This is a genomic window from Streptomyces sp. NBC_01498, from assembly GCF_036327775.1.
Lineage (GTDB): Bacteria > Actinomycetota > Actinomycetes > Streptomycetales > Streptomycetaceae > Streptomyces.
Genome location: NZ_CP109598.1, coordinates 1,056,323 through 1,073,166 on the forward strand (window position 1 = coordinate 1,056,323; position 16,844 = coordinate 1,073,166).

General features: G+C 72.4%; 16 protein-coding genes. 7 read left to right on the forward strand and 9 right to left on the reverse strand.

The window, feature by feature from the left end:
* Complete coding sequence (gene allB / locus OG875_RS04040; protein ID WP_443079242.1) at window positions 1-1,350, reverse strand: allantoinase AllB; 1,350 nt, start codon at window positions 1,348-1,350, stop codon at window positions 1-3.
* Window positions 1,351-1,844: 494 nt separating this feature from the next.
* Between allB and OG875_RS04045 the strand changes: the two genes are divergently transcribed.
* The gene (locus tag OG875_RS04045; RefSeq protein WP_330172827.1) at window positions 1,845-2,666 is read left to right on the forward strand and encodes an IclR family transcriptional regulator; all 822 of its coding nucleotides are present in this window, start codon (window positions 1,845-1,847) and stop codon (window positions 2,664-2,666) included.
* A 367-nt stretch (window positions 2,667-3,033) separates the two neighbouring features.
* Here the strand turns inward: OG875_RS04045 and OG875_RS04050 are convergent, their stop codons facing one another.
* The gene (locus OG875_RS04050; protein WP_330172828.1) at window positions 3,034-3,321 is read right to left on the reverse strand and encodes a DUF5955 family protein; all 288 of its coding nucleotides are present in this window, start codon (window positions 3,319-3,321) and stop codon (window positions 3,034-3,036) included.
* Between the two features lie 296 nt (window positions 3,322-3,617).
* Here OG875_RS04050 and OG875_RS04055 point away from each other — a divergent pair, with 296 nt between their 5' ends.
* The 4 genes from OG875_RS04055 (at window position 3,618) to OG875_RS04070 (ending at window position 7,668) form a co-directional block, all read left to right on the forward strand.
* Window positions 3,618-4,283 carry a nucleotidyltransferase family protein gene (locus tag OG875_RS04055; protein WP_330172829.1) on the forward strand — a complete coding sequence of 222 codons (666 nt, stop codon included), beginning with the start codon at window positions 3,618-3,620 and terminating at the stop codon, window positions 4,281-4,283.
* Between the two features lie 285 nt (window positions 4,284-4,568).
* Window positions 4,569-6,191: a malate synthase A gene (aceB, locus tag OG875_RS04060; protein ID WP_330172830.1), complete on the forward strand. Its 1,623-nt coding sequence runs from the start codon at window positions 4,569-4,571 to the stop codon at window positions 6,189-6,191.
* Window positions 6,192-6,321: 130 nt separating this feature from the next.
* The gene (locus OG875_RS04065; protein ID WP_330172831.1) at window positions 6,322-6,945 is read left to right on the forward strand and encodes a GNAT family N-acetyltransferase; all 624 of its coding nucleotides are present in this window, start codon (window positions 6,322-6,324) and stop codon (window positions 6,943-6,945) included.
* Between the two features lie 108 nt (window positions 6,946-7,053).
* Window positions 7,054-7,668 (forward strand): TIGR03086 family metal-binding protein, encoded by a 615-nt coding sequence (locus OG875_RS04070; RefSeq protein ID WP_330172832.1) that lies wholly within the window; start codon window positions 7,054-7,056, stop codon window positions 7,666-7,668.
* A 589-nt stretch (window positions 7,669-8,257) separates the two neighbouring features.
* On the opposite strand, the gene OG875_RS04075 is transcribed toward OG875_RS04070, so the two are convergent.
* Window positions 8,258-10,468, reverse strand: a complete 2,211-nt coding sequence (locus tag OG875_RS04075) for a HEAT repeat domain-containing protein (protein WP_330172833.1) — start codon at window positions 10,466-10,468, stop codon at window positions 8,258-8,260.
* A 140-nt stretch (window positions 10,469-10,608) separates the two neighbouring features.
* On the opposite strand from OG875_RS04075, the gene OG875_RS04080 reads away from it, so the two are divergent.
* Complete coding sequence (locus tag OG875_RS04080) at window positions 10,609-11,442, forward strand: chitosanase (protein ID WP_330172834.1); 834 nt, start codon at window positions 10,609-10,611, stop codon at window positions 11,440-11,442.
* A gap of 171 nt (window positions 11,443-11,613) precedes the next feature.
* Here the strand turns inward: OG875_RS04080 and OG875_RS04085 are convergent, their stop codons facing one another.
* The 6 genes from OG875_RS04085 to OG875_RS04110 form a co-directional block, all read right to left on the reverse strand.
* Window positions 11,614-12,990 (reverse strand): 8-oxoguanine deaminase, encoded by a 1,377-nt coding sequence (locus OG875_RS04085; RefSeq protein ID WP_330172835.1) that lies wholly within the window; start codon window positions 12,988-12,990, stop codon window positions 11,614-11,616.
* Window positions 12,991-13,037: 47 nt separating this feature from the next.
* Entirely contained in the window at window positions 13,038-13,943 is a 906-nt protein-coding gene (gene pucL / locus OG875_RS04090; RefSeq protein WP_330172836.1) for a factor-independent urate hydroxylase, read from the reverse strand.
* Window positions 13,944-13,946: 3 nt separating this feature from the next.
* Window positions 13,947-14,387, reverse strand: a complete 441-nt coding sequence (uraH, locus tag OG875_RS04095) for a hydroxyisourate hydrolase (protein ID WP_330172837.1) — start codon at window positions 14,385-14,387, stop codon at window positions 13,947-13,949.
* Window positions 14,388-14,457: 70 nt separating this feature from the next.
* A complete protein-coding gene (gene uraD, locus OG875_RS04100) occupies window positions 14,458-14,976 on the reverse strand; it encodes a 2-oxo-4-hydroxy-4-carboxy-5-ureidoimidazoline decarboxylase (protein WP_330177599.1) in 519 nt (172 codons plus the stop codon).
* Between the two features lie 142 nt (window positions 14,977-15,118).
* A complete protein-coding gene (locus OG875_RS04105; protein WP_330177600.1) occupies window positions 15,119-15,478 on the reverse strand; it encodes a helix-turn-helix domain-containing protein in 360 nt (119 codons plus the stop codon).
* A 53-nt stretch (window positions 15,479-15,531) separates the two neighbouring features.
* On the reverse strand, window positions 15,532-15,783 hold the full coding sequence (locus OG875_RS04110; protein ID WP_330172838.1) for a hypothetical protein: 252 nt from the start codon (window positions 15,781-15,783) through the stop codon (window positions 15,532-15,534).
* Between the two features lie 124 nt (window positions 15,784-15,907).
* On the opposite strand from OG875_RS04110, the gene OG875_RS04115 reads away from it, so the two are divergent.
* Complete coding sequence (locus OG875_RS04115) at window positions 15,908-16,774, forward strand: TIM barrel protein (RefSeq protein ID WP_330172839.1); 867 nt, start codon at window positions 15,908-15,910, stop codon at window positions 16,772-16,774.
* Window positions 16,775-16,844: the final 70 nt, after the last annotated feature.

Below are 16,844 nucleotides of genomic sequence, written 5' to 3' on the forward strand. Positions count from 1 at the left end.
TCAGTTCCTTTCGAGCAGTCGGCCCGAGGGCTCGGCGATGACTCCGTCGGCGACGATCCTGCGGCCCCGCAGCCATGTCGACCTGACGACGCCGTACAGCGTCCGCCCCGCGTACGCGGTCACCCGGTTGCGGTGCTGGAGCGCGGCGGGATCGACGGTGAACGTGTCGTCGGGCGCGAACACCGCGAAGTCGGCGTCGCGGCCCGCCTCGATGGCGCCCTTCCGGTCCAGCCCGGCCAGCGCGGCGGGACCCGTGGACATCCAGCGGGCCACGTCGTCCGGCGAGTGACCGCGCCGGCGGGCCTCGGTCCACACGGCGGGCAGCCCGAGCTGGAGGGAGGAGATGCCGCCCCACGCGGTGGCGAAGTCGGAGGTCTTGAGGTCGGCCGTGGAGGGCGAGTGGTCGGAGACGACACAGTCGATGGTGCCGTCGGCCAGCCCCTGCCAGAGCGCGTCCTGGTTGGCGGCCTCGCGGATGGGCGGACAGCACTTGAACTCGGTCGCGCCGTCCGGGACTTCCTCGGCGGTGAGGGTGAGGAAGTGCGGGCAGGTCTCGGCCGTCAGCCGTACGCCGTCCCGTCTGGCCGCGGCGATCAGCGGCAGCGCGTCGGCGGACGACAGATGCAGGACGTGTACGCGGGCGTCCAGTCGGCGGGCCGTCTCGATCAGGGTGCCGATCGCCGCGTTCTCGGCGTCGCGGGGGCGGGAGGCGAGGAAGTCGGCGTACTTGGCGCCGGGACGCTGGGGGGCCGCGGCCAGTTCACGCGGATCCTCGGCGTGGACGACGAGCAGTCCGCCGAAGCCGGTGATCTCGGCGAGCGACCGGTCGAGCTGTGCGGCGTCCAGTTCGGGGAACTCCTCGACCCCGGACGGCGACAGGAACGCCTTGAAGCCGAACACCCCCGCGTCGTACAGGGGTTTGAGCTCATGGACGTTGTCGGGGAGCGCGCCGCCCCAGAAGCCGACGTCGATGTGCGCCTTGCGGCCCGCGACGTCGCGCTTGATCCGCAGATGGGCCGGGGTGGTCGTCGGTGGAAGGGAGTTGAGGGGCATGTCGATCAGGGTGGTGATGCCGCCGCAGGCCGCGGCGCGGGTGGCGGTCCAGAAGCCCTCCCAGGCGGCGCGGCCCGGATCGTTCACGTGAACATGGGTGTCCACCAGGCCGGGGAGGACGACGTCGTCGCCGACGTCGACCAGCCGGACGCCGGGCGGGGGTGCGGAGCCGTACGGCTGCCCGTGGGGGAGCACGGCCGTGATCGTGCCGTCCGCGACGGCGACCGAGGCGGGGCGGGTGCCCTCGGGGGTGACGACGCGGGTCGAGCGCAGTACGAGGTCCACGGTCCGGTCCAGGTCGGCCACCGGCCTTCCTCCCTCTCTCTTCCGTCACGTCCATGTACACGTTCGTGCACACGTCCATGTACACGTTCATGGTCCGCTTCCTGTCCACGATGCCCAGAAGGCCCTCGACAACCTCGGCGTCCACGCGGAGAATCGATATTTCAACGAACTGTTGAAGGAGTCTTCATGCCGGGCCGAGGCCCGTCAAGAGCGCTCCACCCGGAGCCCGACCCCCTGCACTACACTGAGGCGCTTCCGTCTGACGAAAACTCACTTTCACCAGACAGAATCACCTCACTCCAGCACCCACCGTACGAACCGATCACGACAGGCGCCCGCCGACACCCGGTGAGGCGTCTCCCCGACCGGCACGCGGCCACGTCCCGACCGGCTCGTACCGGTACCGGGGGGCGGCTGCACGGACCGGCCGCCCGCCGGACCGCCCGGTAAACTGCTCAACCGCCCGCCCGATCCGACGTCCAGCCGCCCCCGAGAGGACCGTTGTTGTGCCGAGGCCCAGCGCCGCAAGCGCCACCGACGCAGCGAAGCCCGCAGCAGCGAGCGGCGGCGTCCAGTCCCTGGAGCGCGCCTTCGACCTGCTGGAGCGCATGGCGGACGCGGGCGGCGAGGTCGGCCTCAGCGAACTGTCGGCCAGCAGCGGACTGCCCCTGCCGACCATCCACCGCCTGATGCGCACGCTCGTGGCCTGCGGTTACGTACGCCAGCAGGCCAACCGCCGGTACGCCCTCGGCCCGCGCCTCATCCGCCTGGGCGAATCGGCCTCCCGGCTGCTCGGCACCTGGGCGCGACCGTATCTGGCCCGGCTGGTCGAGGAGACCGGCGAGACGGCGAACATGGCGCTGCTCGACGGCGACGAGGTCGTGTACGTCGCGCAGGTGCCGTCCAAGCACTCGATGCGGATGTTCACCGAGGTCGGCAGACGGGTGCTCCCCCACTCCACCGGCGTCGGCAAGGCGCTGCTGGCGAACGCGCCGGCCGACGAGGTACGGGCGCTGCTCGCGCGTACCGGCATGCCTGCGGCGACGGAGAAGACGATCACGACGCCCGACGGCTTCCTCGAAGCGCTGGAGGCGGTGCGCGGGGCCGGGTACGCGGTGGACGACAACGAGCAGGAGATGGGAGTCCGCTGTCTGGCCGTCCCGGTGCCGGACTCCCCCACGCCCGCCGCCCTGTCGATCTCGGGCCCGGCCGGCCGCGTCACGGAGGAGGCCACGGAGCGGATCGTCCCGATCCTCCAGGAAGTGGCCCGGGACTTGTCCGCGGTCCTGGCCAGCACGGCGGCGGCAGCCGCACATCAGCATTCCTGAGTCCGCGCACTGCGGGTCTCGGCCGCGTAGGTCAGACCGTGGGCCGCGGCCGTCGGCCGCGCGAGCAGGGGCGGCGCCGGCGAAGCACCGGGCCGCGTGGGAGGCGCGCTTCCTGCCGAACGGCCGTATGCCCGCCTCGGGCCGAGCGGTCGTACGCCCCCATCCCCGGGAACGTACGACCGCTCACGGCGCCCCGTGCCGCTACCCGATACCTGAAAGACCGGGTGATCGGCGGCGCCCGCCGGGTGGCTCACGCCCGGCCGTGGTGGCACTCGGTGCAGTTGGGTCCCGTCCGGCGGAGAGAACCTGCCCGCCCGACGGAACCGCCTGTCGGACAGACAATCCGCGAAGATCCGCCGGACGGGACCTAACGCGCTAAGCCTCCGAAGAGGTCTACCGCCTCTCTGACATCCATCAAGGTGGGCGCCAGGGCGCTCACCGAACCGATCGAACCGACGATCAGCAGCAACGAGCGACGCATCCGCTGAATCTCCGGATCGCCCGCCACCGCCATCGCGGCCATCGCGGCGAGTTCCTCCTCCGCGATTCCCCTGTCTCCGAACTCACTCGGATACGCGGCGAGTTCCCGTCTCAGCCGGGCCACGGCGTACCGCAGACCTGCCAGTCGTGGGTCCTCCCCCTGCTGCTCTGTCACTCGCGTATGCCCCACGCTCTGCAACAAAGTTTTCCCCCTCGCACGCCATGGTGCATGTGCTTCGGCATGGATCTCGCCCCACCGGTGCTTCCCCGCTCCCCGCACCCGGCGCCTGTGAGACGCGCCACAGTAAACGCCACACCGGCGGCCCCGCGCCACCGGATGAACAACATTCAACTTAATCATCTGACGTCGTACCAGGTCGGAGCCGCGCAACGAATTCACGTACGGGCGACAGCGCCGGGCGTGTTGGCGCAAAAGGACGTACGCGGCTCCCGGTGAGGTATGCAGAACCCATGACGGACAACGTTCACGGAGAGTCGCCGGTCGCCGGACTTCTGCTGGCCGCCGGCGGAGGGCGGCGGCTGGGCGGGCGGCCGAAGGCGCTGCTGCCGTACCGGGGACGGCCGTTGGTGGAACACGCCGCGCGTTCCCTGCGCGAGGGCGGCTGCGAGCGGGTGTACGTGGTGCTGGGCGCCGCCGCCGACGAGGTACGGTCCCGGGCCGTCCTGCCGGGCTGCGTCCTGGTCGAGAACCCGGGGTGGGGCAGCGGCATGGGCTCGTCGCTGCGGGCCGGACTCGCCGCGCTCGCCGCGCCGGCCCCGCCGACTCTCTCGGCTCCCTCCGCCCCCTCGGCCCTCGCCTCCCCCGGGCCCGTTCCGCGCGCGGCGCTGGTGGCGCTGGTGGACCAGCCAGGGATCGGCCCCGCGGCGATGGCGCGGGTACGGGCGGCGTACCGCTCCCCCGGCACCCTCGCCGCGGCGGCGTACGCCGGCGTACGCGGCCATCCCGTGCTGTTCGGCGCCGAGCACTGGGCGGGGATCGCGGCGGATGCGACGGGCGATCAGGGGGCACGCGGCTATCTGAGGTCCCGTGCGCGCGACATCGTGCTCGTCGAGTGCGGGGATGTCGCGGAGGCGTACGACATCGACACGGTGGAGGATCTGTCACACCTTGAGTGAAAGTGGGGGCACGGGAGGGAATCTGACACCGGATCAGAGCCGCGCCCGCCTCCGGCGCCAGGGTGCTCGCCCCCTGTGTGGCACCGGGCGTCATGGTGTGTCGACCCGGAGACTCTCGACGTCAACAAACCATTGAAGTTCCACCATGAGAAAACTACTATCCACAGGTCAGAAGCGCCCGATCCATCGGAGGGCGCCCGTGACCAGGGTCCGGCGTCCCGGCACCCAGTGCCTCCGGGGTGTGGGTGCGGTCGCCGGGGCCGCCTGTCGAAGGAGTGACCGTTCATGTCCGCACCAGCGCCGTCCTCGCTCGCCGTCGTCGACGCCGACCCCCTGCCCCGGCAGGACGAGGTACTCACCGACGCGGCACTCGCCTTCGTGGCCGAGCTGCACCGGCGGTTCACCCCACGGCGGGACGAACTCCTGGTCCGCAGGGCCGAGCGCCGGGCCGAGATCGCCCGTACGTCGACGCTGGACTTCCTGCCGGAGACCGCGGCCGTACGCGAGGACGACTCGTGGCGGGTCGCGCCGGCCCCGGCCGCGCTGGAGGACCGCCGGGTGGAGATCACCGGGCCCACCGACCGCAAGATGACGATCAACGCGCTCAACTCGGGGGCGCGGATCTGGCTCGCGGACTTCGAGGACGCCTCTGCCCCCACCTGGGAGAACGTCATCACCGGCCAGCTCAACCTGAGGGACGCCTACGCGCGACGGGTCGACTTCACCGACCCGGTGTCGGGCAAGTCGTACGCGCTGAAAGCCGCCGGCGAACTCGCCACGGTCGTCACCCGCCCGCGCGGCTGGCACCTCGACGAACGCCATCTCCAGGTCGACGGGCGGCCGGTACCGGGCGCGCTGGTCGACTTCGGGCTGTACTTCTTCCACAACACCCAGCGCCTCATCGACCTCGGCAAGGGCCCCTACTTCTATCTGCCGAAGACCGAGTCGCACCTAGAGGCGCGGCTGTGGAACGACGTGTTCGTCTTCGCGCAGGACCACCTGGGCATCCCGCAGGGCACGGTGCGCGCGACGGTGCTGATCGAGACGATCACCGCGGCGTACGAGATGGACGAGATCCTGTACGAGCTGCGCGACCACGCCTCCGGGCTGAACGCCGGCCGCTGGGACTACCTGTTCTCGATCGTCAAGAACTTCCGGGACGGCGGGCCGAAGTTCGTACTGCCGGACCGCAACGCGGTCACCATGACCGCCCCGTTCATGCGCGCGTACACCGAACTCCTCGTCCGCACCTGCCACCGGCGCGGCGCGCACGCCATCGGCGGCATGGCGGCGTTCATCCCCTCCCGGCGCGACCCCGAGGTCAACAAGGTCGCGTTCGCGAAGGTCAAGGACGACAAGGACCGCGAGGCGGCGGACGGTTTCGACGGCTCCTGGGTCGCCCACCCCGATCTGGTGCCGATCGCCATGGCATCGTTCGACGCGGTCCTCGGCGAGCGCCCGAACCAGAAGGACCGGCTGCGCGAGGACGTCTCGGTGTCGGCGGCCGAGCTGATCGCGGTCGACTCACTCGACGCCCGGCCCACCTACCCGGGCCTGGTCAACGCGGTGCGGGTCGGCATCCGCTACATCGAGGCATGGCTGAGGGGGCTGGGCGCGGTCGCCATCTTCAATCTGATGGAGGACGCGGCGACGGCCGAGATCTCCCGCTCGCAGATCTGGCAGTGGATCAACGCGGGCGTGGTCTTCGAGAACGGCCAACCGGCCACCGCCGACCTCGTCCGCACCATCGCGGCGGACGAACTGGCCGCGATCCGCGAGGAGATTGGCGAGGAGTCGTTCACCGCCGGAAAATGGCAGCAGGCGCACGACCTGCTGCTGACGGTGGCACTGGACGAGACGTACGCGGACTTCCTGACCCTCCCCGCGTACGAGCAACTCCGCGGCTGACCCGACCCAAACCTGGCCCCCGGCCCCGGCCCCGGTGTTCGCTGCGCCGGGCCGGGTCCGGGGCGGGTGGGGTGACTGGGCAGGCGCATCACCGTTGCGAGAGCGCTCTCAGAGAGCTCACCATGGCGGCATGGCCTTCATACGCTCCTACCGTCCCGGCGATCGCGCCGCCGTCTTCGACATCTGTGTGCGGACCGCCGACGCCGGGGGCGACTCGCGGCATCTGTACCCGGACAGCGAACTCGTCCCCAGCGTCTTCGCCGCGCCGTATCTGGAGTTGGAGCCGGACCTGGCGTTCGTCCTGGACGACGGGGAGGGGCGCGCCGTCGGGTACATCCTGGGGGTCGCGGACACCCCTCGTTTCGCGGAGGCGTACCGGCGGGACTGGCTGCCCGTCGTGGGAGACCGCTTCCCGGCACCGGGCGACGACGTGAAGGACCCCACGCCGAGCCAGATCATGGCGGCCATGCTGCACGACCCGGAACGGATGGTCCTGCCCGAACTCGCCGGCCACCCCGCGCACTTGCACATCGACCTGCTGCCCGACCGGCAGGGGCAGGGCCACGGCAGAGCGCTGATCCACACCCTCCTCGACGCCCTGAGCGCCCGGGGCGTGGAAGGCATCCACCTCTCGATGCTCCCCGCGAACACCGGGGCGCGGGCGTTCTACGACCGGGTCGGCTTCCACGAGATCACCGTGCCGGGCTCCGATCCGGACGACGTCACGTTCTTGGTGCGCGGCACGGCGCGTTGAGAACCCGGCGGGGGAGGATGGTCAGCGGCCGGGCGGGTGGCTGCCGGGTGCGGGCGACCCGGCACCCGGGCGGCGATGAGTTTCGGCGGCCGGACGGGTCAACCCCGTATGGAGACCAGTACCGATACCCGATTTCCCGACCACGCCCCTGCCTGTGCCGCCCTGGCCCGGCTTCTCGACGGTGTCGAGGACCGGCATCTCGCCGGGCCCACACCCTGCCCCGACTACACCGTGCGCGATCTGCTCGCGCATCTGACGGGGCTGACCCTCGCCTTCCGGGACGCCGGGCGGAAGGCCCTGGGGCCGACCACGGACACCCCGCCGACCAATGACCTGCCGACGCTGGAGGACGACTGGCGGACCGTACTTCCCGAGCGGTTGAACGGGCTCGTCGAGGCATGGCGGGCAGCCGATGCCTGGGAGGGCTTCACGCGCGCCGGCGGGGTGGACCTGCCGGGCGAGGTGGCGGGGATCGTCGCACTGAACGAGGTGCTGGTCCACGGCTGGGACCTGGCGCGCAGCACCGGGCAGGCGTACGAGATCGACTCGGCCAGCCTGGAAGCGACGTTCTCGTTCCTCGAACCCGCCGCGGCGAGCGCGGAGGCGGGCGACGGCCCGGAGGGCCTGTTCGGCCCGCCGGTCCGTCTCCCGGCCGACGCGCCGCTGCTCGACCGGGTCATCGGCCTGAGCGGCCGCCGCCCGGACTGGCGTCCCGGGGAGTAGCCAACTGCCGTGCGGGGCCGGCCCGTCGTGGGCTTCGTCCAGGACACGACGGGCCGGCCCCGCACCGCCGGGCGCGGTCCTCCACCACCGGAGCCCCGGCCCCTCTACCAGGCTCGGCGGGCCGACTCCACCGCGCCAGGACCCGTACGCCGACGGGCCCCTTCGACTTCGTCCCCGGCACCGGAAGGGTGGAGGCATGCGGGGCGAACCGTCCGCCCCCGCGGAGCGGCCCAGCACCGCCCTGTGCGGTCCATCGGCACCGGCACCGGACCGGCTCCCGCCAGGCCCCGTACGCGAAAGGATCCCTTCGGCTTCCCCGGCGCCACGAAAGGCCGAGGGGGCACGGCAGGCCGAACCGTCCGACGGAGCAGCCGGATACGGTCCGTCGGCACCGGGGCTGGCGGCCCGGCGCCGTACCGGAACCCGTACGCCCCCGACCCCTCCGGCCTCGTCACGGCCCCCGGAAGGTGAGAACGCGCGCGGCAGACCGAACCGTCCGCCACCGCACAACCCACCTCCCGTCCGCGCGTCGCCCGAGGGCGTCTCCGAGCCCCGCGCCCCGGGTCACGCGGGGTTCTCCAACCCCCGCCTACGACGCCTCGCCCGTCCCGCGCAGCAGTAGCCGGGTCTGCTCACGGAAGCGGGTGTCCGCGCGGACCGTGTCGTGGGAGAGGCCGGGTATGTAGACGGGGGCGTCGCGCTCCGCCAGGTGCGTCCAGCGGCGCAGTTGGTCGTCCGTCAGGTTTCTCGCGCCGTAGGCACGCAGGAAGTCCAGCGCCGTGTTCGGGTCCGCGTTCGTCTCGGCGGAGGTGAGGGCCGCGTCCGCCAGGCGGGTGCCGTGCCGGCCCGACGGGTCGACGGCGAGGAGGGCGAGCGCTGCCGCCGCCGCGTGGTCGGGGTGGTCCAGCTTCCCTTCCAGGAGTGGGGCGAGCGGGCGGCCTTCCGTACCGAGGGCGCCCGCCGCCCCTGCCGCGCGGACGTTCTGCCAGCGTGTCCAGTCCCCCTCCGCGTCCTCCAGCACCCCCGCGACGACCGGCAGGGCCTCGTCCGCGCTGCCCGTGATCCGCCACAGCGCGCGGGCGATCTCCGTGTCGGCGTCGAGGCGCGGGTTGGTGCGCCCCTCTTCCTCCGAGGCGTCCGGCGCCTTGCGCGCGGCGTCGCTCAGCGCCTCGCGCAGGTGCGGCAGCAGGTCCGCCGCCTCGGTGCCGGTCAGCTCGCCCGCGGCTTTCGCCGCCTCGCTCACGTCCCGGTCGCCGACGGCCAGGACGTCCATGACGGCCCGTACCAGTGGTCCGGTCTCCCCCGTGAGCCGGTGCAGCGCCGAGCCGACGTCGAGTGGGCTCTGGCCGGTGAGGTCTGCCGCGCGCAGTGCCCGCGCCACCCGCTCCCGTTCCTCCGCCGGGCAGACGGCGGGCAGCGCGCGCAGCACCACGAAGGGGTGCCGGTCCAGCGCGGCGAGGAGGTCCGGCACCGCCGGGGCGGCGCGCTCTCCCCAGCCGAACAGGAGCAGGCCGAGGTGGATCGCCTCGTTCCACCCGATGCCGGTCTGCGCCAGCCGGGCCCGTACGGCGTCGAGGAGGGCCGTGGTGAACGGGAACGGGCCGGGGTCGCCGTCCCGTCCGGCTCCCGTCCAGCCGCCGGGGCTCGCCTTGGCCGCCGCGTCGAGTGCCCGCGGGCGCCGGGGCAGCTCCGCCGCCAGGAGCGGGGCCGCCCGGTCCGGGTCCGTGGCCACCAGCACGGCCAGTGCCCGGTCGGCCAGGGGCCCGTCCTCGGTGGCGAGCGTGGTGAGCACGGGGACGGCGGTCGTGGCGTGCTCGCCGAGCTGTCCGACGACCGAGAGGGCGGAGTCCGCCGACGCGGGGTCGCCGAGGAGGGCGGTCAGCGGGCCGGTGAGGCGGGCCGGTGCGGTGCGGGACGCCTGGCACGCGTGCTCGGCCGCCCCGATCGCCTCCTCGCGTGCCTCGGCGTCCGGATGCCTCAGTCCGGCCTCGGTCAGGGCGAGGGCGGCTTCCCGCGCGTCGTCCGTGTCCCGTTCCAGCAGTTGATCGACCAGGTATCGCAGCGGCTCGGTCCGCTCCTGGTCGAAGCGCTCCGCGACCAGGGGATCGGCGGGCAGCAGTGCGAGGAACGCGTCGTGGTGGACCGTGGTCCACGGCAGCTCCGCGTCCGCACAGGCCAGCAGCGCGGCCAGCCGTACGACCGGTTCCTCGGCGACCGGTTCCTCGGCGACCCGCGCGCCCCCGGCCGCGAGTACGGACCTGTCGAACTCCGCCGCGCTCGCCGGGTCGAGCCACGCCGTCCCCGTCAGCACCTCGGCCCTCACCAGCGGGTCCCGCTCCTCCTCCCAGCACCGGCGCAGCACCGGAAGGACCTGCTCCGCCGCTCCGGTCCTCGCGGCGGCCCAGACGGCCGACCGCCGTACGTCGCTGTCGGCCGACCCGATCAGCGGGAGTATCAGGGGCAGTTGCTCGACGACGGCCGCCCGGCACGCGCCCACCGCGTCGCTCCGCTCGTCGTCGCTCTCCGCGACGCACCCGAGCAGCTGAAGCATCTCGGCGGGCCGTATCCCCGCCGCCGCCAGCCGGGCGGGATAGGGCACGGCATGGGCCGTGGCCTCGTACACCGACCCCTGGTGGACGATGTTGCCGTACAGCTCGTACAGCGCCTCTTCCGCTGTCCCGGCGTCGTCGCTCGCCAGCGCCCTCAGCTGGCCGGGAACGTCCTCCGCGCTTCCGTAGGCGTGCTCCCGTTCCTCCCACGGCTGCGCGTCGAGGTCGGCGAAAATCTGTGCGAGATCCATGGCGAAGATCCTGGCACGAGCCACTGACAACGCCCTGCGCCCGGCTCCCACCTGTGGACGACGGGCACGTTCGCCGCGCCGGGGCTGTTCACTGGGGGTGTGCCCCGGGCAGGCCGGGGGCCGGAAGGAAAGGCCGCACCATGCCCCTCGCGCTCCGCCGGCTGCTGCTCGCCCTGCTGCTGACGCTCGCCACCCTGTGCACGGCGTGCACCGCGTCCGCCCAGGAGGACGCGTCGACGGCGAACACGTCCCCGGCGCTGGACGATCCGGCGAAGAAGGAGATCGCCATGAAGCTGGTCTCCAGCGCCGAGAACTCCTCGCTCGACTGGAGGGCCCAGTACCGCTACATCGAGGACATCGGCGACGGCCGCGGCTACACGGCCGGGCTCGTCGGCTTCTGCACCGCCTGCGGCGATCTGCTGAAGGTGGTGGAGCGTTACGTGGCGGCCCGGCCGGACGGCAATGTCCTGGCGCGCTTCGTCCCGGCGCTCCGCGCGGTCAAGGGCGGCGACTCCCACGACGGGCTCGGCGACGCGTTCACCACCGCGTGGCGGCGGGCCGCCGACGACGATCCGGTGTTCCGCAGGACGCAGGACGCCGAGCGCGACCGGGTCTACTTCACCCCGGCCGTCGACCGCGGGAAGGCCGACGGTCTCGGGGTGCTGGGGCAGTTCGTGTACTACGACGCGCATGTGATGCACGGCTTCCGCGACGCGCCCGGCTCGGTCGGCTTCCGTACGATCCGCGAACAGGCCCTGAAGAAGGCCCGGTTGCCCGCGAAGGGCGGGAACGAGACCGCGTATCTGCGCGCGTTCCTCGACGCCCGGGTGGCCGCGATGGGCCGTGAGCCGTCCCATTCGGACACCAGTCGTATCGAGACGGCGCAGCGTGTCTTCCTCGACGCGGGCAATCTGGACCTGGATCCGCCGCTCATGTGGAAGGTGTACGGGGACAGTTACCGCATCGACGCGTAGCTTCTGTCCGGCGCGGGCCCCGGGTACCTACGGAACGCGAAGCCGCCCCGAGGGTCCGGAGCCGCCGGTCGCGGGCCGCCGCCCCCGCGGGGGGGTGTCCGGTAAGTGCAGCCGCCCGGCGGTCAGTTCGCCTCCGTGATCCAGGCCAGGCGCCGTGCCGCCGCCCGGCGGTCAGTTCGCCTCCGTGATCCGGGCCAGGCGCCGTGCCTCGGCCCGTGCGGCGCGGGCGACGGTGTCCTCGTCCACGGTGGTCAGACGGTTGTCCTCGACCACGGTCCGGCCGCCCACGAGGGAGAGTCTGACGGGGGCGGCGGCGCCGAGGACCAGGGCGGCGACCGGGTCGGCGATGGAGGAGTGGGCCAGGGTGTCCATTTTCCACAGCACCAGGTCGGCGAGTTTCCCGGTCTCGACCGAGCCGATCTGGTCCGCCCGTCCCAGGACCCGCGCCCCGCCGTACGTGCCGAGGCGGAGCGCCTGACGGGCCGTCAGCGCGGACTCGCGACGGGCGCCGAGGCGGTTGATGAGCAGCGCGTTGCGCAACTCGGTGTGAAGTTCGCCCGATTCGTTGGACGCGGTGCCGTCCACGCCGAGGCCGACGGGAACGCCCGCCGCCAGCATGTCGGGAACGCGCGCGATCCCGGCCGCCAGACGGGCGTTGGAGGACGGGCAGTGCGCGACACCCGTGCCGGTGCGGGCGAAGGCGGCGATGTCGGAGTCGTTCATATGGACGCAGTGGGCCATCCACACGTCGGAGCCGAGCCAGCCCGTGGACTCGAAGTAATCGGTCGGGCCCATGCCGAACAGTTCCTTGCAGAACTGCTCCTCCTCGACCGTCTCGCTGCCGTGGGTGTGCAGCCGTACACCCTTGCGGCGCGCCAACTCGGCTCCCTGTCGCATGAGTTCGGTGGAGACCGAGAACGGGGAGCAGGGCGCGACCGCGATCTGGGTCATCGCGCCGAACGAGGCGTCGTGGTGGCGGTCGATCGTCGCCTCGGTGGCGGCGAGCGCGTCGTCCAGCGACTCGACGGCGAAGTCCGGCGGCAGACCGCCGTGCGACCGGCCCCGGTCCATGGAGCCGCGGGCCAGGGTGAACCGTACGCCGGTCTCGGCCGCCGCCCCGATGATCGCGCCGGACAGATCGCCCGTGCCGCGCGGATACACGTAGTGGTGGTCCATCGCGGTGGTGACCCCGCCGCGCGCCATCATGGCGAGCGAGCCCTGGGCGGCGGCCCGCACCATCGGCTCGTCGAGGCGCGCCCAGGTCGGGTAGAGCGCCACCAGCCAGTCGAACAGGTGGTGATCGGTGGCGAGGCCCCGGGTGATCCACTGGTAGAAGTGGTGATGGGTGTTGACCAGGCCGGGGGTGAGGAGATGGCCGGTGCCGTCGACCCGCCGGACGACGTCCGCCAGCCCCTCGGGGGCCGGGCCGGCGCCCACGGCCTCGATGAGGTCGTCCGCGACGACGACGTGACCCGAGGCGTACTCGGTGTCCCGCGCGTCCACGGTCGCGATGGCGCAGTTCTCTATGACGATGCGTGCAGCCGCCATGGCGGGTCCTCGTCCTTCCCGTGCCGGAGCGCGTACCGGAGCCGGCACTAGAGGTTGGTCATGTCGACGGGGATGCGCTGCTCGGCGCCTTCGCGCAGCACGGTCGCCTCGATGAGGCCGTACGGGCGGTCGGCGGCGACGTAGACGGCTCCGTCGGCGGTCTCGTTCTTCATCTCGAACGGTTCGAGGTCGACCAGGAAATGGTGGTTGTTGGGGAGCGAGAACCGGATCTCGTCGATCTCGTCCCGGCTGTCGATGACCCGTGTGCCCATCTGGTAGAGGGTCTGCTGGAGCGAGAGGGAGTACGTCTCCGCGAAGGCGCTCAGCAGTTGGGCGCGCGCGCCCGCGTACGACTCGTCCCAGTCGGGCATCGGCTCGGCGTCGTCGCTCCAGCGGTGGCGCCACCGCGCGGACACGTCGGTGGCGAGTATGCGGTCGTACGCCTCACGGAGCGTCGTGTACTTGTCCTTGAGGTACCCGGAGAACTCGGAGTCGGTGGAGTTCAGGACCGTCAGGTCCTTGAGGCCGGAGACGACCTCCCAGGTCCGGCCGTCGTAGGTGATCTGGGCGACGCGTGTCTCCTGGCCCTTGCGGACGAAGGAGTGCTCGCCCTCGCCGCCGGTGGCTATGCGCTCCCAGGCGTACTCCTCGATCCGGACGCGGGCCCGGTGGATCGGGTCCTGGCTGGTGACGAAGTGCCGGGCGAGACGGATGCCGAACTGCTCGGCGGACTCGATCCCGTACTCCTTGGCGAACGCGTACACCGTGTTCTTGGTGGTGTCGGTCGGCAGCACGTTGGCGTTGGAGCCGGAGTGGTGGACCTCTTCCATGTCGCCGGAGAGGGAGATGGAGACGTTCAGGTCCTTGATGTGGTGGGTGGCGCCGTCCCGCACGATCCGGACGACGCGGTTCTCCGCCTTGCCGTACTGGTTCTGGCCGAGAATGGTCGGCATCTGCTAGCTCCCTCGGTATACGGAGTAGCCGAACGGGCTGAGCAGCAGCGGTACGTGATAGTGCTCGCCGGGGGTGACGGCGAAGGTGACCGCGACCTCCGGGAAGAACGCGCCGCTGTCCCCCGGCGCGGGGGCGTCCCGCTGTGCCTCGGCTCGCTTCTCGCTCTGGACATGGTTGTCGCGCGTGCCGGTGCCCGTGTGGGCGCCGGTGCGGTGGAAGTACGCCTCGGTCTCGAAGTCCAGGCGTACCTGGGTCGTTCCTGCGGGCGGGGCGGGCAGGTCCGTGCACCGGCCGTCCTCGTCGGTGGCCGACCGGCCCAGTAGGGTCCACGCCTCGCCCGCCCCGCTCCGGACGCGGAGCAGAACGGTGACGGCCGCGGCGGGCCGTCCGGCGCCGGTGTCCAGGATGTGCGTGGACACGGAGGCGGTGGTTCGCGTGCTCAAGGGTTCGGTCCCTTCGCTCTGCGGGCCTGATACGTCTGGGGGCCGACGCGTCCGGCACGTCCGTGGTCCGTCACGGGGCGTCCGGCCCGGCGTGTACGAGGCGGGTCAGCCGGAGGCGGTTGATCCTGCCGAGTTCGGCGCGGACGACGGCCCGCTCCTCCTCGGGCGGGTTGCCGATCCGTACGCGGACCGCGTCCCGCAGCTGTTCCCCGGTCCTGCCGGTGGCGCAGATGAGAAAGACATGGCCGAATTTCGCCTGGTAGGCCAGGTTCAGGTCGAGCATCTCGGCCTTGAGCGCGTCGGAGGCCCCGGTCATGCCGCGCTGCTCCCGGGCGGAGGCGGGGTCGCCCGGTGCCGGGCGGCCGATGGGCGGGTGCCCGGCCAGCGCCTCGGCGAGACCGTCGTCGCTCAGGGCGGCCGTCGCGGTGTCGCTGGCGGCGAGGAGGGCGTCGGTGGTGGCGTACGGGCGGTGGGCGAGCAGCCGGCTCCCCCAGGCCGTACTGGCACACACCTCGCGCAGCGCGGCGCGCGCCGCGCCGTCGGCGGAGGTGTTGAACCGGGTGAGGCCCGGTGGCGGATCGGTCGTCAGATCGGGCGGCACGGGAGCCTCCGTGGCTGTGCTTGACGGGCTGCGGGACAGCTAACGCCCTCACGGGGATGACGTCAACACTTTGTTGAAGCCTTTCGGCCGCCGGAGCCGCCCTCCCGGCAGGGCCCGCCGGCCCGCTCCGTCAGCCCGCTTCCGACCGGTTCAGATAGTTGTAGACGGTGAACCGGCTGACGCCGAGCGCGCCTGCGACGGTCTCCACGCCGTGCCGTACGGCGAAGGCCCCCCGCGCCTCCAGCGAGCGCACCACGGACTGCTTGGCCTTGCGGTCGAGCTCCGACAGGGGCTTGCCGTGACCGCGTTCCAGCGCCGCGAGAAGGTGGTCGAGCGACTCGGAGAGCTGAGGGAGGCGTACGGCGACGACCGGCTCGCCCTCCCAGCTCAGCACCACGTCGTCGGGCCCGGCCCGGTCGGGCCGTACCGTGTCGGCGCCGATGGCGTCGAGCAGCGGCTTCACCGCCGCGAGGAACGGATGGCCGGGCACCCCGGCCGTCTCCGGCCCCGCGCCCCGATCCGCCCCGGCGGCGTCCCGCCCGGTCACTCCCCGCCCTCCGCGAGCACGTTGACCTGGAGCGAGACGCGCGTCGCCCCGGCATCCAGGGAGCGGCGGAGCAGCGCGTCGACGGCGGCGATGACGGCGTCGCGGCCACCCTCCGCCGTGTTGCCGAAGGGTCCGACGTCCACGGCGTCCAGATCGGCCGTCCGGATGACGTCGCGGGCCACCAGGGCATGGCCGGGGGGCTCGTCCAGGTCGAACGGCTCGGTCGTGAATTCCACTCTCAGTCGCACGCGCACAACCTACTGCGCGGGGGCCGAGATCGAGGCCGCCTCTTGACAGCTCTCCCAGATCCCAGGCAATCTTCCATTAAGCAGAAACTAACTTCCGCAATACGGAAGGAGCGCAGAACCCCTCATGGCCCCCTTCACGCACGAGCCCGGCTCCGGGCAGCGCTTCGATGTGAACCTCTCGATCCTCTTCACCGAACTCCCGCTCCTGGAGCGCCCCGCGGCAGCCGCCGCTGCGGGCTTCACGGCGGTGGAGCTGTGGTGGCCCTGGATCGAGACGCCCACTCCGCCGCAGGCCGAGCTGGACGCCCTGAAGAACGCCCTGGACGAGGCGGGCACCCGGCTCGTGGGGCTGAACTTCTACGCCGGCCGGCTGCCCGGCCCCGACCGGGGGGCACTGTCGCTGCCCGGCGAGGAGTCGGACCGTTTCCGCGCGAACATCGACGTGGCGGTGGACTTCGCCGAGTCGGTCGGCTGTACGGCGCTGAACGCGCTGTACGGCAACCGCGTCGAGGGCGTCGACCCGGCGGACCAGGACGCGCTCGCGCTGGAAAGCCTGGTCCTGGCCGCCCGCGCGGCCGACCGGATCGGGGCGACCCTGCTGATCGAGGCGCTCAACGCGCCGGAGTCCCCGCACTATCCGCTGGTGACCGCCGAGGCGGCGGTGGGGGTCGTGGACCGGGTCAACGCCGCGACGGGGCTCGGCAACGCCGCGTTCCTCCTCGACCTCTACCACCTGTCGATGAACGGTCTGGACGCCGACGGGCTGGCCGGGGTCGTCGACCGGTACGCCGACCGGACCGGGCACGTACAGATCGCCGACAACCCCGGCCGGGGCGCGCCCGGCACCGGCACACTGCCGCTCCAGGATCTGCTCGGCCGGCTCCGCAAGGCCGGTTACGAGGGCTGGGTCGGCCTGGAGTACAAGCCCGGCGACCGGCCGAGCGCCGAGTCCTTCGCCTGGCTGCCCGCCGCCGCGCGGGCCGCACGCTGAGGGACCGGACCGGGCCCGGCACAGGACGGCACACCCACCGCAGCACCGCAGCACCGCAGCACCGCAGCAC

Bases quoted from the DNA above. Each gene is read 5' to 3' on its own strand.
- OG875_RS04055 (WP_330172829.1), top strand. From the start codon at position 3,618: ATGACGGACAACGTTCACGGAGAGTCGCCGGTCGCCGGACTTCTGCTG.
- aceB (WP_330172830.1), top strand. From the start codon at position 4,569: ATGTCCGCACCAGCGCCGTCCTCGCTCGCCGTCGTCGACGCCGACCCC.
- OG875_RS04065 (WP_330172831.1), top strand. From the start codon at position 6,322: ATGGCCTTCATACGCTCCTACCGTCCCGGCGATCGCGCCGCCGTCTTC.
- OG875_RS04070 (WP_330172832.1), top strand. From the start codon at position 7,054: ATGGAGACCAGTACCGATACCCGATTTCCCGACCACGCCCCTGCCTGT.
- OG875_RS04075 (WP_330172833.1), bottom strand. From the start codon at position 10,468: ATGGATCTCGCACAGATTTTCGCCGACCTCGACGCGCAGCCGTGGGAG.
- OG875_RS04080 (WP_330172834.1), top strand. From the start codon at position 10,609: ATGCCCCTCGCGCTCCGCCGGCTGCTGCTCGCCCTGCTGCTGACGCTC.
- OG875_RS04085 (WP_330172835.1), bottom strand. From the start codon at position 12,990: ATGGCGGCTGCACGCATCGTCATAGAGAACTGCGCCATCGCGACCGTG.
- pucL (WP_330172836.1), bottom strand. From the start codon at position 13,943: ATGCCGACCATTCTCGGCCAGAACCAGTACGGCAAGGCGGAGAACCGC.
- OG875_RS04115 (WP_330172839.1), top strand. From the start codon at position 15,908: ATGGCCCCCTTCACGCACGAGCCCGGCTCCGGGCAGCGCTTCGATGTG.